The 15,631-nt window shown below is 75.6% G+C and carries 14 protein-coding genes; all 14 read left to right on the top strand.

The features are described 5' to 3' along the window. Positions 1-2 precede the first annotated feature (2 nt). From NRP21_RS11885 to NRP21_RS11950, 14 genes are read left to right on the top strand one after another with little or no spacing between them, the layout of a single operon-like run. Complete coding sequence (locus NRP21_RS11885; RefSeq protein ID WP_257716413.1) at positions 3-695, top strand: hypothetical protein; 693 nt, start codon at positions 3-5, stop codon at positions 693-695. Beyond that, positions 692-1,459, top strand: a complete 768-nt coding sequence (locus NRP21_RS11890; protein ID WP_257716414.1) for a hypothetical protein — start codon at positions 692-694, stop codon at positions 1,457-1,459. The genes NRP21_RS11885 and NRP21_RS11890 overlap by 4 nt, the downstream gene beginning before the upstream one ends. Then, positions 1,456-2,685, top strand: a complete 1,230-nt coding sequence (locus NRP21_RS11895; RefSeq protein ID WP_257716415.1) for a DUF4255 domain-containing protein — start codon at positions 1,456-1,458, stop codon at positions 2,683-2,685. Before NRP21_RS11890 ends, NRP21_RS11895 begins: the two co-directional genes overlap by 4 nt. Beyond that, positions 2,682-4,586: an ATP-binding protein gene (locus NRP21_RS27895; RefSeq protein WP_308219884.1), complete on the top strand. Its 1,905-nt coding sequence runs from the start codon at positions 2,682-2,684 to the stop codon at positions 4,584-4,586. Before NRP21_RS11895 ends, NRP21_RS27895 begins: the two co-directional genes overlap by 4 nt. A 5-nt stretch (positions 4,587-4,591) precedes the next feature. Continuing rightward, positions 4,592-4,891, top strand: a complete 300-nt coding sequence (locus NRP21_RS11905) for a hypothetical protein (RefSeq protein WP_257716416.1) — start codon at positions 4,592-4,594, stop codon at positions 4,889-4,891. Further along, positions 4,888-5,541: a hypothetical protein gene (locus NRP21_RS11910; RefSeq protein ID WP_257716417.1), complete on the top strand. Its 654-nt coding sequence runs from the start codon at positions 4,888-4,890 to the stop codon at positions 5,539-5,541. The genes NRP21_RS11905 and NRP21_RS11910 overlap by 4 nt, the downstream gene beginning before the upstream one ends. A gap of 7 nt (positions 5,542-5,548) precedes the next feature. After that, complete coding sequence (locus tag NRP21_RS11915) at positions 5,549-5,836, top strand: hypothetical protein (RefSeq protein WP_257716418.1); 288 nt, start codon at positions 5,549-5,551, stop codon at positions 5,834-5,836. A 4-nt stretch (positions 5,837-5,840) separates the two neighbouring features. Further along, positions 5,841-6,989 carry a hypothetical protein gene (locus tag NRP21_RS11920; protein ID WP_257716419.1) on the top strand — a complete coding sequence of 383 codons (1,149 nt, stop codon included), beginning with the start codon at positions 5,841-5,843 and terminating at the stop codon, positions 6,987-6,989. After that, on the top strand, positions 6,986-7,471 hold the full coding sequence (locus NRP21_RS11925) for a phage baseplate assembly protein V (protein ID WP_257716420.1): 486 nt from the start codon (positions 6,986-6,988) through the stop codon (positions 7,469-7,471). Before NRP21_RS11920 ends, NRP21_RS11925 begins: the two co-directional genes overlap by 4 nt. Further along, positions 7,468-7,797: a DUF4280 domain-containing protein gene (locus tag NRP21_RS11930; RefSeq protein ID WP_257716421.1), complete on the top strand. Its 330-nt coding sequence runs from the start codon at positions 7,468-7,470 to the stop codon at positions 7,795-7,797. Before NRP21_RS11925 ends, NRP21_RS11930 begins: the two co-directional genes overlap by 4 nt. A gap of 3 nt (positions 7,798-7,800) precedes the next feature. Next, positions 7,801-8,163, top strand: a complete 363-nt coding sequence (locus tag NRP21_RS11935; protein ID WP_257716422.1) for a GPW/gp25 family protein — start codon at positions 7,801-7,803, stop codon at positions 8,161-8,163. Beyond that, a complete protein-coding gene (locus NRP21_RS11940; protein WP_257716423.1) occupies positions 8,160-10,694 on the top strand; it encodes a putative baseplate assembly protein in 2,535 nt (844 codons plus the stop codon). Before NRP21_RS11935 ends, NRP21_RS11940 begins: the two co-directional genes overlap by 4 nt. Next, the gene (locus NRP21_RS11945; protein ID WP_257716424.1) at positions 10,691-13,621 is read left to right on the top strand and encodes a baseplate J/gp47 family protein; all 2,931 of its coding nucleotides are present in this window, start codon (positions 10,691-10,693) and stop codon (positions 13,619-13,621) included. The genes NRP21_RS11940 and NRP21_RS11945 overlap by 4 nt, the downstream gene beginning before the upstream one ends. After that, positions 13,618-15,606, top strand: a complete 1,989-nt coding sequence (locus NRP21_RS11950; protein ID WP_257716425.1) for a hypothetical protein — start codon at positions 13,618-13,620, stop codon at positions 15,604-15,606. Before NRP21_RS11945 ends, NRP21_RS11950 begins: the two co-directional genes overlap by 4 nt. Positions 15,607-15,631 lie beyond the last annotated feature (25 nt).

The following is a 15,631-nucleotide window of genomic DNA, read 5'->3' on the forward strand; positions in this document are numbered from 1 at the left end:
GGGTGCCGGAAGGCCGGGCCCTGCTGGAGCTCTGCGAGGCCGCGCGCGGGCTCTCCCCCGCACGGACCGCCCTGCTCCTGCTCACGGCCCTCGATCCGTCGCTCGATCCGGCGGAAGCGATGGCGCTCGACCTCGGCGCGCGGGACGCCCGGCTGCTGGAAGCCCGCGCGCGCTGCTTCGGCGATGGGTTCGAGGCCGCGGCGGACTGCCCGGCCTGCGGCACCCGGCTGGACGTCGCGCTCAGCGCCCGGGCGCTGCGCCAGCCCGAGCCACCTCACCTTCCCCCGGAGACCGCGAACGGCCCGGACGACCTGGCCTTCCGCTTGCCGACGAGCGAGGACCTCCTGGCCGTCGAGGCGGAACGGGGCCCGGCCGCCATGAAGCGCGCGCTGCTGGAGCGCTGCCTGCTGCATGGGGAGGCCTCGCCGGCCGCGGAGGCCCTGGTCTCCGCGGGGCTCGAGGCGGCGATGCCGCAGAGCGACGTGTCGGTCGCCCTCGCCTGCCCGGATTGCGGCCATGATTGGGAACTCCCCTTCGACGTGACCCTCTTCCTCCTGGACGAGCTGGAGGGACGGGCCGGGCGCCTGCTGGCCGATGTCCACCTCCTGGCCAGCGCCTATCACTGGGAGGAGGCGACGATCCTCGACATGCCCGCGTCCCGGCGCGGTCGCTACGTCTCGATGGTGTCGGCGTGAGCAACTACCTGGACCGGCTTGTGGCCCGCGCGCTGCGCGAGACGCCGGCCCTGCAGCCGCGCGCGCCACTGCTGTTCGGCCCCGCCCCGGCCGAGGCAACGCTGGGGGAGCCCCCTTCGCGGGCCGCGCCGGAGCGGCCGCACCCGGCACCGCCGCGCGCAACCGGCCGCCCGCGCGCGGAGGGGCCCGGCCGGCATGGAGGGGCCGCCGCGCCCACGGCACCCGCCACGGCGCCCCTGCAGGAGCAGCGGCCCGGCGTTCCGATCGCCCGGGGTTCCGCACCGCCAGGGCGGTCCGAGCCAGAGGTGGAGCCGGAAGGAAGACGCGCCACGGAGGGCTCCCGCACGGCTGGGAAGGCGGCCCCGCTCCAGTCCGCCCCGATGGACGCCCCGATGGCCGCTCCGGCCGTAGCCGCACTGCCGCTGGCCGTCTCCGCCGCCCCGCCCGCGCCAGCGGCCCCCGGCTCCGTCGCAGTGCCGCTTCTGCCCCGCCCGGCACCGGACACCCCCGCCCCGGATCGGCCGCCGGTCCGGACAGCGCCCCTTGAGGCACTCCCCTCCGGCCCGCGCGCGGCAGGGCAGGCGGAGCAGCCCCAGGCCAAGCCCAGCCCCATGCCCGCTGCCCCCGCTCCGGTGGTGATCGAGATCGGCGCCATCGAGTTCCGGGCACCGCCCCCCGCCGCCCCGGCCACACTCCCCGGCCCTCGCCGGCCCGCCCTGTCGCTCGGCGACTATCTGGCGCGCCGTGACAGGCGGCCGGGATGAGCACGTTCCAGGCCATTGCCACTGTCACCGCGACGCTGCGGCAACGCCTGCTCGAGGTCGCGCAGGCCGACGTGCCCGGCTCAGCGGTGACGGCGCTGCGCCCGGCCGAGCCGGGCGGCGGCGGCATTCCCTCCCTCGGGGTGAACCTGTTCCTCTTCGCCGCCCACGTGAACCCGGCTCACCGCAACCGCGAGCTGCCGCTCCGCCGGGCCGGCGGGGAGGCCGTGAGCCGCCCGATGGTGCCGCTGGACCTCGATTACCTCATCAGCTTCTACGGCGAGCAGAACGGCGGCGCCCAGCTGCTGCTGGGCAGCGTGATGCGCGACCTGCACGCCGCCCCCGTGCTGACGAACGCGATGATCACCGCGGCGGAGGGCGCGTCCGGCCTGGCCTCCGGCCTCGCCGACCAGGCGGAGCGGGTGCGGCTGACACCGCTGCCCCTGCCGCTGGAGGAGATGGCCAAGCTCTGGTCCGTGTTCTTCCAGACGAGCTACGCGCTCTCCGTCGCCTACCGTGCGGGGCCGGTGCTGCTGGAGGCCGAACTGCCCACCGTCGCCGCCCCGCCCGTGACGCTGCCCCAGCTCACCACTGCCCCGCTCCTCCGGCCCGCCGTGACGACTGTGGAGAACGCCGCGGATCCGGCGGCGCCGATCGCGCCGGGCAGCCAGATCGCCGTGGTAGGGGAGCGCCTGGCCGGACCGGCCGTACGGGCGGAGGTGGGTGGAGTCGAGGTCGCGCCCGATGCCGTCGCGGAGCGGCGCCTCCTGCTCACTCTTCCGCCCGGCCTTCCGGCGGGCCCGGTGGGGTTGCGCGTGCGCCAGGACGTGCTGGTGGGCGACCCGCCCTCACCCCGGCGCGGGGAGGCGTCGCGCCTCGTGCCCTTCGTGCTGCACCCCGCCGTCGCCCGGCCCGGCGGCGCCTTCGCGGTGGCCGTCACGGAGGTCAGCGGCACGGGCGCCGCGCCGCGCAACGCCACCGTCACGGTCGGGCTGGTGCCCCCGCTCGCTCCGGGCCAGCGCGCGTCCCTGGAGCTGCTGGAGGCCTCCGGTGCCGTGCGCCACGTCTTCCCTGCGCCGCTTCGCGCGGAGGCGGCCGGCAGCGTCGCCTTCGCCGTGCGCGGCGTGGTGGCAGGCACCTACGGGTTGCGGGTGCGGGTAGAGGGGGCGGAGACCCCGCTGGGCGAGGACGCGGCGGGCGAGCCCGAGCCGCGCCTGGTGCTGCCGTGAACGCGCCTTTCGGCCCCGCCCCGGCCATCGGGCCCGCGGACGATCCGGATGCCGGGCCGGACTGGGCTGAGGAGAACCAGCTTGCCCTGATGGCGGCCGTGCGCCGTGTCGGCCAGCGCCTGGCGGAGCACGCGGCGGGCCGCCCCCCTGGAGAGCCCGGGCTGACGGAGGCGGACACGCCGGGTACTGCGCTGGAAGCCGTCCGCACCGTCTTCGGCCTCAGCGCCTTCGAACGGGACGTGCTCCTGATGAGCATCGCGCCGGAGCTGGACGGCGGCGCTCACCCCGCCCCGAGCTTCGGTCTCGCCCTGGCGGCCCTGCCGGGCCCGCACTGGACGGCCCTGCAGCCCTCCTCGCCGCTGCGCTGGTGGCGGCTGGTGGAGCCCGGCCCGGGCCCGCTGGTGGAGGCGGTGCTGCGCCCGGACGAGTGGATACTCCACGCCCTGGCCGGTGCGGGCTACCGGGACGAGCGGGTGGCCGCGCGCGTTCAGGACGTCGCCGCGCCGGAGGAACTGGTGCCGAGCCAGGCTGCCGTCGCGGCCGCCCTGGCCGAGCTCCTGGCCTCCTCAGGCGCCACCCGCGATGCCTCGCCGGTCGGTGCCGTCCAGCTCTGTGGCTCCCTGGCGGACGGTGCGGCCGAGGTCGCCGCCGCTGCAGCGGCCCGGCTCGGCTGCACCCTGGCGACGGCGCATGCCGCGGATCTCGACCCCGCCCTGCTGCGGCTCTGGCAGCGGGAGGCGCTGCTCGGCCGCCAAGCGCTGCTGATCGACTGCGAGGGCGTCGCCGGCCCCGCGGCGCTCCGGGCGCTCGGCGCGCTGGTGCGGGAGTGCTGCACGCCGCTGCTGCTCCTGGCCGAGGCCCCCCTCTCCCTCCCTGGTATCTCGGTGGCGCGGATCGACCTCGCCCGCCCCGGGCCGGAGGAGCGGGCAGTGCTGCTGCGCGCCGCGCTGGGCCTGGACGCGGAGGAGCCGGCCCCGGCGGTGGACGAGGCGGCCGTCCATTTCGACCTCGGCCCTGCCTCCCTGCGAGCCGCCGCGGCCGCGGCGGGAACCCCCGACCGACTCTGGGCCGCCTGCCGGGACGCGGGCCGGACCGCCTTCCCCCACGGCACGCGGCTGCGTCCCGCCGCGGACTGGAACGCGCTGGTGCTGCCGGCGGCGCAGGAAGCAGCCCTGCGCGAGCTGGCGGCGGAGGTGCGCCACCGCGGGTTGGTGCACGGCGCCTGGGGCTTCCGGGCCGCCGGCCGGGGCGGCGGCGTGACGGCGCTGCTGCACGGCCCCAGCGGCACGGGCAAGACCCTGGCGGCCGAGGTGCTGGCCGGCGCCCTAGGGCTGGACCTCTGGTCCGTGGACCTCAGCGCGCTGGTGAGCAAGTACATCGGCGAAACCGAGAAGAACCTGCGCGCCGCCTTCGAGGCGGCCGAGGCGAGCGGCGCGGTACTGCTGTTCGACGAGGCCGACGCCCTGTTCGGCCGCCGCAGCGAGGTGAAGGACAGCCACGACCGCTACGCGAACCAGCAGGCCAGCTACCTGCTGCAGAGGATGGAATCCTTCCGCGGCCTAGCCGTGCTGACCACCAACTTCCGCGAGGCGATCGACAACGCCTTCCTGCGCCGCCTTCGCTTCGTCATCGGCTTCCCCCATCCGGGCCCGGCGGAGCGGGAGCGGCTGTGGCGCGGCGCCTTCCCGCCCGCGGCGCCGGTCGGTGCGCTGGACTTCGCCCGGCTCGCCCAGGCCAATCTCGCTGGCGGGCACATCCGCAACATCGCCCTCGCGGCCGCCTTCCTCGCGGCCGAGGACGGCACCCCCATCGGCATGGCCCACCTGCTGCGCGCGGCCCGGCGGGAATGCGCGAAGCTGGAACGGCCGCTGACCCCGGCGGAGGTGGCGGGATGGCTGTAGCACCGATGCCCGGCAGTCCCGGTGGCGGTCTCGCGGATCCCGCGCCCGGGAATGCCCCCGGTGCCGCCCCGCCGGTGCGGATCCGCATCGGGCGGCTGGTGCTGCAGGGCGTTCCGCACGGCGACGCCGCCGCGATGGAGGCAGCACTGCGCGGGGAGCTCGCGCGCCTCGCCGCATCCGCCGTTCCAGCACGGGGCCCTGCGCCCGTTGCACCGGCCGGCGGCACCCTGCGCGCGGCCACCCCGGCCGGGCGCGGGCGCGAGGCGGCGGCGCGCATCCTGGCCGCGCTGCGGAGGCCGGCATGAGCGACGCCGAGCCACGCGGCCCCCGCCTGCTGCGCGGCGCCCTGGTCAGCATCGACCCGGTGGTGCCCGTCCCGAAGCTCGTGGTCTTCCAGTACAATCCGGACAGCGTGACCCGCACCCTCGCCTCCCGCACGGCCGGGGAGAAGGGAACCCGGCTCTCCGCGCCGCGCCTGACCGGCGCCCCGCAGGAGAGCCTGCGCATGGACATCGAGATCGACGCTGCCGACGCGGGCGACGCGCCCGGCAATGCCGCGCGATTGGGCATCTACCCGCAGCTCAGCCTTCTGGAGATGCTGCTCTACCCCAGCAGCATCCAGGTTATCGCGAACGCCGTGCTGCTCGCGGCCGGCACGGTGGAGCTGCTGCCGCCGCCCGCGCCGCTGACGCTGCTGGTCTGGGGCGCCAAGCGGATCGTGCCCGTGCAGCTCTCGGACTTCACCATCACGGAGGAGGCGCATGACAGCCTGCTCAACCCCATCCGCGCCAAGGTCGCGCTCGGGCTGACGGTGCTCGGCTACGACGACCTCTCCGTCACCAACCCCGGCTACTACGTCTTCCTGGCGCACCAGGTGATGAAGGAGGGGATGGCGGCCCTGAACACGGTCACGGATATCACCGCCGTGGCCGGCGGCAACGTCAAGCTCCTCTGAGGCCCGCATGTTCGACCCGGCCAGCCGCTACGCCGCCCTGCCCACCGCGGTCCACACGATGCCGGACGGGCGCGCGGTGACCTACGCGTTGCGCCGGATCCTGCCGGATCCCGCCTCCCTCCCCCTGCTCGCCCGCGTCAATCCCGCGGAGGGGGAGCGGCTAGACATTCTCGCCGCGCGGACCCTCGGCGATCCCCTCCTCTACTGGCGCATCTGCGACGCGAACGCGGCGATGGACCCGGCGGCGCTGCCGGTCGCCGGCCAGCCGCTCGCCATTCCCCTGCCGGGAGGCTGAGGCGATGGCGCTCCTCGATTCCGTCCACCTGACAATGCTGATCGGCCCGACGCTGCCGCTGCCCGCACCGCCCACGCTGATGGAGGCGCTGCAATCGGTGGAGGTGACGCACCGCGACGACGGGCCGAACGGCTTCCAGATCTCCTTCTCCCTCGGGCGCGGCAGCCTGGCCGACGTGCTGGACTACGGGATGCTGCTGGGCCCCGTCCTCAAGCCCTTCAATCGGGTGATCCTGGTCGTGACGCATAACGGCCTCCCCGCCGTGCTCATGGACGGCGTCGTCACCCACCGCCAGCACGCGCCCGATACGGAGCCAGGCAGCGCGCTCGTCACCATCACCGGCGAGGACGTCTCCGTGATGATGGATCTGGAGGAGAAGCGCGCCGCGCATCCTTGCCTGCCGGACATGGCAATAGCGGCGAAGATCATGCTCGGCTACGCGAAGTACGCCATCGTGCCGGACGTACGGCCGCCGATGGCGCTGGACATGCCGTTGCCGGTGATGCGCGTGCCGATGCAGGTCGGCACGGACCTGCAGATGCTCCGCGGCCTCGCCGCGCGCAACGGGTTCGTCTTCTACGTCGAGCCCGGCCCGGTGCCCGGCACCAACCGTGGCTACTGGGGCCCGCCCAAGCGGCTGGACCTGCCGCAACCCGCGCTGAACATCGGCATGGGGCGGGACAGCAACGGCGCCAAGCTGCAGTTCGAGTACGACGCGCTGGCGCCCGCCGTCGTTGGCGACACGGTGCAGGACAGCGTCACGGGCGCGCGGCTTCCGGTGCGGACCTTCGCCAGCACCCGCCTGCCGCCGCTGGTTCTCGATCCCGCGACGACGCCGCTCCACACCACCCGCAGCGTGCTGGCCTCTGCCCCGGGCGGGCTCAACATGGTGCAGGCCTATGGCCGGGCGCAGGCCGTGACCGACAATGCCTCGGACGCGGTGGTGACGGCGCGGGGCGAGGTGGACACGCTGCGCTACGGCCGGGCGCTGCGGGCGCGCGGCCTCGTCGGTGTCCGCGGCGCCGGCTACACGCATGACGGGCTCTACTACGTGAAGCGCGTCACTCACAAAATCGGCCCGGGCACCTACACCCAGGACGTGACCCTGACTCGCGAGGGGGAGACGGCGCTGCTGCCGGTGGTGGTGCCGTGACCCCCTTCTTCGGCAAGTACCGCGGCAAGGTCGAGAGCAATCTGGACCCGCTGATGCAGGGCCGCCTGCAGGTCAGCGTGCCGGCGGTGCTGGGCACCGAGGTTCCTGGCTGGGCCATGCCCTGCGTGCCCTATGCCGGGCCGGGCGTCGGCTTCCTCTTCCTGCCGCCGGTTGGCGCGCATGTCTGGGTGGAGTTTGAGGGCGGCGACCCCGACTACCCCGTGTGGACCGGCTGCTTCTGGGGCCCGGGCGAGGCGCCGCAGCCCGCCATCCCCTCCATCAAGACCCTCAAGACCGAGGCCTTCAGCCTGACCGTGAACGAGACGGTGCCGGGCGCCACGATCACCACGCTGGAACTTCAGGGCGGTACCAAGCTCACCGTCGATCCCACCGGCGCCACCCTCGCCGTGCCGAGCGGAATTCTCGCCCTGTCCGGCCTGCAGATCACGCTCAACAACGACGCCCTGGTGGTGCTGCCATGACGCCCCTGGTGACCACGGCCGGCACCGTCCAGTGCCCGCACGGCGCGCCGGCCACGCTGCTGCCCGGCGTGGCGCGCGTGCTGGCGGGCGGTGCGCCGGTTGCCGTGCTGGCGGACACGGCGATCGTCGCGGGCTGCGCCTTCGCGGTCGGGCCGAAGCCGCAGCCCTGCGTCACCGCGGCCTGGTTCGTCGCTGCCGCCCGGGTCCTCATCGGCGGCCAGCCCGCGCTGGTGCAGGCCGCCACCGGCCTGTGCCGCTCCGCCGAGGGCATTCCCGCCGGGCCGCCGCTGATCGCGCCGGCCCAGGCGCGCGCGCTGGGAAGCTGAGCCATGGCCATCAGCCAGCCCTTCCGCTTCGACGCTACCGGGCGCACCGCCACGGCGGAGGGCGCGGAGGCGCTGCGCCAGGCGATCGAGACCGTTCTCTTCACCCAGGCCGGGGAACGGGTGAACCGCCCGGACTTCGGCAGCGGGCTGTTTCAGCTCATCTTCGCGCCCAACGGCAGCGAGATCGCGACGGCGACGCAGTTCCTGGTGCAGAGCGCGCTGCAGCGCTGGCTCGGCGCGCGTGCGCAGGTGCTGGATGTGCAGGTCGCGGCGGAGGACGCGGTGCTGACCGTGGTGGTGCGCTACCAGCCCGCCGGGGCGGCGCAGCCCGTCACGGCCCGCTTTGCCCGCGCGGTGCCGGCATGACCCGCTACACCTGCTGCGACGACCGCCGCCGCGGCGCCATCGCCGGGCGCGCCGACCTCAACGGGCTGGACAGCCTGGAGGTGGTGGACACGGCAGAGGATCCGCGCGGCCCGCCGCTGACAACCCTGGTGCTGCGCTTCGTCAACACCGCGCCGCTGCCCGCCCTCTCCCCCGCCAACATCCTCCTGACGGGCGGCGGCAGCATCCGCGGCATCGGGGTGACGGCGGTGCGGCTGGAGGAGGACGAGGCGGGGCCTGCGCTGGTCGTCTCCACGGACCGTGCGGGGGACTTCTCGGTCTACCACCTCCGTCTGCGGGCGGCGCCGGGCGAGGCCGGGCCGCCGCTGGGCATGGACCCCGTTCTCTCGGGCATCGACTTCACCTTCCGCCCGGGCTGCGAGAGCGACTTCGACGCGGTGGCCCCCGCGCCCTGCCCGCCCCCTGCCCGCCCCACCCCGCCGCTGGACTACCTGGCGCGCGACTACGCCAGCCTGCGCCAGCTGATGCTGGACCGCGTGGCCGTGCTCGGCGCGGCCATGCCGGGGGACGACCTGGCGGATCTCGGCATCACGCTGATCGAGATGCTCGCCGCGGTGGGCGACCACCTCAGCTACCGGCAGGACGCGGTGGCGACGGAGGCGGCGCTGCACACGGTGCGGCAGCGCATCTCCGCCCGCCGCCACGCCCGGCTGGTGGACTACGTCATGCACAACGGGTGCAATGCCCGTGCCTGGGTCGCCTTCACCTTCGGCGCGGGTGCCGCCGCGCCCGTTCACCTGCCAGCCGGCTCCGCGCTGCTCACCCGCCTGCCCGGGCGTGGCAGCCTGCTCGCCCCCGGGCCGGAGGTGGTGGCAGAGGCCGTCGCGGCCGGCGCCGTGCCCTTCGAGACGATGGAGGCGGTGGAGCTCCGCCCGGAGCTGGACCTGCTGCGCTTCCACGCCTGGGGCGGGCGGGAGTGCTGCCTGCCCCGGGGCGCGCTGGGCGCCACGCTGCGCGGGGACCTCACGAAGGTGCTCGCCCCCGGCCGCGTGCTGGTGATCCAGGAGCGGCTGAACCCCGCGACCGGCGACGCGCAGGGCGCGGACCCCGCGCATCGCTGCGCCGTGCGGCTGACCCGCGTGACGGCGGGGGTGGACCCGCTGGGCGGTGCCTTCGACGATCCGCCCACGGAGGCGCCGCTGCCGGTGACGGAAATCGAGTGGGCCGCGGAGGACGCGCTGCCCTTTCCCGTCTGCGTCTCCGCCCTGCTGGATGCGCCCGGCGGCGCCGTGGCCGTGGAGGATGTCAGCACCGCCTGCGGCAACGTGGTGCTGGCCGACCACGGCATGACGCTGCCGGAGCCGGAGGCGCTGGGCCGCGTGCCCTCAGCCACGGTCCTTGCCCTCGCCGCGCCCCGCCCGGCGGAGACGCTGACCGACGCGCCGGAGGCGGCCTGCGCGCACCGCGCCTGGACGGCGCTGCCACCGCGCTTCAACCCGGTGCTGCGGGAAGGGCCGCTGACCCATGCCGCGCCCTACGGCCCGGCCCAGCGCGGCTCCGCCGCCGCCGCCACGCGCTACGGTCCGGCCGAGGCCTGGCCGGCGGTGCTCGGCGTCTCCAGCGCCGCACCTGACGGCACGGACGCGGACTGGGTGCTGCGCTACCCCGACCTGCTCGGCGCACAGGCGGAGGCGGCCTTCACCGTGGAGGTGGACAACGACCTGCGCGGCCACCTGCGCTTCGGGGATGGCCGGCACGGGCTGCGCCCGCCGGAGGGCGCCGCCTTCTCCGCCCGCTACCGGGTGGGCAACGGGGTCGCCGGCAATGTCGGCGCCGGCGCCATCGCGCACCTCGTCGCGGCGCTGGGGGCCGTGGCGCTGAAGCCCGACAATCCCATGCCCGCCACGGGCGGGGCCGAGGCGGAGAGCATCGAGTCGGTTCGCCGCCGCGCTCCCGCCGCCTTTCGCGTGCAGCAGCGCGCGGTGACGCCGGCCGACTACGCCGAGGGAGGCCGCCGGTTGCCCGGCATCCAGCGCGCCGCTGCCGCGCTGCGCTGGACGGGAAGCTGGCACACCCATGTCGTCGCCGTGGACCGCCTGGGCGGGGAGGAGGTGGACGAGACCTTCGCGGGGGAGCTGACGGACGCGCTGGAGCCGCTACGCCTCCTGGGCCACGACGTGCAGGTGGTGGCGCCGAACCATGTGGCGCTGGAGATCGGTCTGGCGGTGGAGATCGGCCCGGCCTATTTCCGCGCAGCCCTGCGCCAGGCGCTGCTGGCGGTGCTGGACACCGGCCCCGGCGGGCTCTTCCACCCTGACCGCTTCACCTTCGGCCAGGCGGTCTATCTCAGCCCCATCCTGGCCGCCGTGCAGTCCGTGCCCGGGGTGGTGGGCGTGGAGGCGACGGCCTTCCGCCGCTACGCCCAGCCGCGCACGGATGCCGCCGCCGCCGGTGTCCTGCCCCTGGCCGCGAACGAGATCGCGCGGCTGGACAACGACCCAAGCTTCCCTGATCGCGGCGTGCTGCGGCTGCAACTGTGGGGGGGGCAGTGAGCGCCGCCGCGACCGGCCGGCCGGGGCAGCAGAGCTGCGGCTGCTGCGACGGCGCCGGGCCGGAGACCCCGGCGGAGCTGTGGAACCGCGCGGGGCTGCCCGCGATCGCCTACCGCATCGGTACCCATGGCAGCTTCAAGGCCACACTGCTCTCGCGCCTGTCGGATGCCGGCTTCCCCGGCCTGCACGGGCTGACCAGCCGCGCGGATTCCGACCCGGCGATCGCGCTGCTGGACGCCGCCGCGGCCATGGCGGACGTGCTTACCTTCTACCAGGAGCGCATCGCCAACGAGAGCTACCTCCGCACCGCGACCGAGCGGCGCTCCCTCGTCGCACTGGGCCGGCTAACGGGGTTCGAGCCCTCGCCGGGCATCGCTGCCACCGCCTACCTGGCCTTCACCCTGGAGGATGCGGCGGGCGCGCCGGAGGAGTCCCCCATCCCCGCCGGTACACGGGTGCAGAGCATCCCCGCCGCCGGCGCGCTGCCCCAGACCTTCGAGACGCTGGCCGATTTCACCGGGCGCCCGGAATGGAACGCCATGCGCGCCGTCACCCGGCAGCCCCATCCGGTGCCGGATTCCGGCACGGCGGTGATCCTGGCCCGCGGCATCGCCACCGGGGTGCGGCCCGGCGACAGGCTGGTGCTGACCGGGCCCGGCGGCCACTGGGTCCGCACCGTGACGGCGGCGGAGCCGGACGCGGCGGCCGGGACCACCCGCATCGCCCTGCAGGTGCCGAAGCCTGCTCCCTGGCCGCCGCCCTTCAAGCCCATCGCCCTGCCCATGGCGGCCTTCAACCTGGCGCAGCGCCCGCTGACCGGCGCCGCGCTGGACCAGGACGTGATTACCCGGCGCTGGGATCATGGCGACCTGCTCGCCTATGTACGCTCCAAGTCCTGGCCGGCGGCGGCGGTCATGGCGGGGGTGATGCACGCCGCCACCCGCCCGGCGCCGCCGCCCGCCGGGCTGGACGGCACGCCCGGCGCCTTCCGCTTCCGCCAGCGCGCCGCCGTGTTCGGCCACAACGCCCCGGCCTGGAACACCCTGCCCGAGGCGCAGCGGCAAGGCCCCGGCGGCCCGGCGACGGCGCTGCTGACGGCGGGGCAGCGCGTGCCCAACGCGCCGGGCCTCGTCGTCGGGGCGAGCGTGTCGAACGTCACCCTCGTCAACGCCACCATCGCCGGCGCGCCCCTGCCCCCGGGCCCGGGCGGGGCCGCCGGGCTGCCGCTGGTGGGCGGCGTGGTGCAGGGCGGCGTGGTGGTGCCCGGCGCGCCGCCGGGCACGCCGCATCCTGTGGATTGGGACAGCGTCGGCCGGACGCTCGACTACCTCTGGGACGGCAATGCCCTGGTGCGGGACGGGGACGGCGCGCCGCGGCGGGACAACACCCGCGTCCCGCTGGACCACGCCTATTCCGGCATCGGCCCCGGCAGCCTGGCGCTGCTGGAGGAGGGCGGGACGGCGACCGTGTTCGGCGTGGCCGCCGTGGGGGACCGCAGCGCCGTCGCCTTCTCCCTTTCCGCCCGGGTGACGGAGCTGAACCTCGGCGAGGGCGTCGCGCTGGGCGGCTTCGGCCGGCGCGGCACGGCGGTGCACTGCGACAGCGAGCCCCTGGCCCTGGCGGACGCCCCAGTGGAAGAGCCGGTGGCGGGCGGCACGGTCCTGCTGGACCGCATCTACCTCGGGCTGCGCGCCGGCCAGTACGTCGCCCTTGTCGGGCAGCGCGCCGACCTGCCCGGCGTGATGGCTGCGGAGATCGCAGCTCTTGCCGCCGTCGCGGTCAGCGGCAACAGCACGGCACTCACCCTCGCCCGGCCGCTCGCCCATTCCTACGAGCGCGCCTCCCTGCGCGTGAACGCCAATGTGGTAGTGGCCACGCACGGCGCGGCGGTGGCGGAGACGCTGGGCAGCGGCGACGCGGCCCGGCTCTTCCAGGCCTTCACCCTGGGCCAGCCCGCCCTGACCCATGTCACCGACCCCGTGGAGGGCGGCAGCCGCTCCACGCTGACGGTGCGGGTGAACGGCGAGGCCTGGCGGGAGGTCCCCAGCCTCTACGGGGCTGGGCCGGAGGACCGGGTCTTCACCACCTGGCTGGAGGAGGACGGACGCACCCGCGTGGCCTTCGGCGACGGCGTTACCGGCGCGCGCCTGCCGACCGGCGCGGGCAACGTCGGTGCCGCCTACCGCGCCGGGATCGGCTCCCCAGGGCTGGTGGGGGCCGGGGCGGTCTCCCTCTTGATGACCCGGCCGCTGGGCGTGCGGAGCGTGACCAACCCCATCCCGACGGCCGACGCGGCCGACCCCGACGCGCCGGCGATGCTGCGCCAGACCGTGCCGCTTCATGTGCTGACCCTGGACCGCGTCGTCTCGCTGGAGGACTACCGGAACTTCGCGCTCGCCTATCCCGGCGTGTTCAAGGCGCACGCCACCTGGCGGGCCGGGGCGCGGCGGCGGGGCGTGCTGCTGACCGTGGCCGGGGCGGGCGGGCTGCCGCCGGACCCCACGGGTCCCTTCGCCCGCGGCCTCCTCGCCGCCCTGCGCGGCGCGAGCGACCCCAGGGTGGCCGTGGCGCTCGGTGGCGCCATTCCCGTCTTCTTCCAGGTCGCCGCCTCGCTCCGCACCGACCCGGCCCTGATCCGCGGCGCCGTGGAGGCCGCGGTGGGCGCCGCCCTGGCGGAGGCCTTCGCCCTGCCCCGCCGCGACTTCGGCCAGCCCGTGCGGCACAGCGAGGTGGTGGCGGTGATCCAGGACGTGCCCGGCGTGCTGGCCTGCGACCTGGAGGCGCTGTACCGGCTGGATGGCGCCATGGCCCCCGGCGTTCACCCCGTGCTGGAGGCCCATGTCCCGGCACCCGGGGGCGGCACCTCCCGCCCCGCGGAGATCCTGCTGCTCGATCCGCGGCCCATCGCCTTCGGGGTCCTGCCATGAGCGATCGCCCGGTCCCCGATGCGGCCGCCCGGCTGCTCGCGCTTCTTCCGGCCATACACCGGATGCGGGACGCGGCCCTGGCCGAGGCGCGGGGCACCCGGACCGGCCCGCTGCACCAGTTCGTGCTGCTGCTGGCCGAGGTGATCGCCGCGATCGAGGAGAACCTCGACCAGCTCTACGACGACCAGTTCATCGAGACCTGCGCCGACTGGGTGGTGCCCTATATCGGCGACCTCGTCGGTTACCTCCCGATCCGGCCGGACAGCAGCGCCCCCGTGTCGCGGACGGAGGTGGCGAACACCATCCGCCATCGCCGCGCCAAGGGCACCGCGGTGGCGCTGGAAGGGGTGGCGCGGGACGTGACCGGGCGGGACGCCGCCGTGGTCGAGTTCCGCCGCCGCATGGCCGTGACGCAGCACCTGAACCATCGCCGCCCCGGCATCCACAACGCCGCCCTGCGCGACCCCACCGCGATGGCCGATCCCGGCGGTCCCTTCGACACCCTGGCCCACGGGGCGGAGCTGCGGGGCATCGACCGGGGCGGGCGCTGGAACCTGATGAATGTCGGGTGCTTCCTCTGGCCCTGGCGCATCTGGCAGCTGCTGGACGCGGCGCCGGGGGAGCTGGATGCGCGGCGCTTCACCGTCAGCCCCCTGGGCTGCGATATGCCGCTGTTCAACATGCCCCTGCCGTTCTCCGGCCGCCTCTCCGGACCGGACGAGGTGGCCTCGCCGCTGCGCCTGCGCGGCCCTGCGGCGGAGGCGCGGGCAGCGCGCTCGGTCCGCATCGAGGTGGGCGGGGTGGTCCAGCCCTTCCACCTCTGCGACCTCTCGGACACGGGCGGGGCGACGCCGGGCTGGGCGAACATGCCGTCGGAGGGCGTGGCACTGGACCCGGAGCGGGGCCGCATCGCCTTTGCCGCGCCCCCCGCCGGCCCCGTGCGGGTCACCCACGCCCTGGCCTGGCCGGGCCTGCTGGGCGGCGGCCCGTACCCGCGGGAGGAAGAGGCCGCCGCGACCATCCGCGTGCCGGCCGGGGCGCCGGACCTGACGGCGGCGCTCGGCGCAGGCCCGGCGCAGGGCGTGATCGAGGTGGCCGGCAGCCTCCGCCACGCCGCCCCCGCCGCGATTGCCGTGGCCGCCAACCGGGTGCTGGAGATCCGCGCGGCGAGCGGCAGCCGCCCGGTGCTCGACCTGGCGCAGCCCCTGGCGCTGGAAGGCGGGGAGGATTCGGAGCTGGTGCTGGACGGCTTCCTCGTCCTCGGCGCGGGGCTGGAGATCCCGGCGCAGCGCGCGGACGGGCAGCCGAACGGGCTGCGGCGGGTGACAATCCGCCACTGCACCCTCGTGCCCGGGCTGCGCCTGAACCCCGACGGCGCGCAGGCCTCGCCCGGCGCGCCCAGCGTCACGGTGGAGGCGCCGCTGACGCTCGCGCTCCGCAACAGCATCGCGGGCCCCATCCATGCCCGGCCGCACGCCGCCCTGCGGATCAGCGACAGCGTGCTGGATGCGGGCATTGCCGAGGCCCCCGCCATCGCCGCCGCAACGGGGGATGGTGCCGGGCCGTCCCTCTGGGCCTTCAACGCCACGATCCGGGGGCGCGTCGCGGCGCTCGCGCTGCCGCTCGCCTCCAACACGCTGTTCCTAGGCCCCGTTTCGGCGGAGCGGCTGCAGGATGGGGTGGTCCGCTTCTCCTTCGTGCCGCCGGGCTCGCGCACGCCGCGGCGGCACGCCTGCGTCTCCCCGGCCGAGGGCGCGGCATGGCCCGCGCCGATGTTCCGCACGCTGCGCTTCGGCGCCGCGGGCTACGCGCGGCTCCTCGCCTCCACCGACCCGGCCATCCTGGCGGGGGCGGACAATGGCGGGCAGATCGGCGCCTGGAACGCGGCGCTCGACACGCCCGCCGAGAACGGGCTGCGCCTGCGCCTGGCGGAGTACACGCCCTTCGGGCTGGAAAGCGGGGTGTTCCATGTCCGCGACGCCTGACCGCCGCGCGCCGACCTTTCCCAGA

Origin of the sequence: Roseomonas populi (assembly GCF_024594815.1) — a bacterium.
In the GTDB taxonomy this organism is placed as follows: Bacteria; Pseudomonadota; Alphaproteobacteria; order Acetobacterales; family Acetobacteraceae; genus Roseomonas; species Roseomonas populi.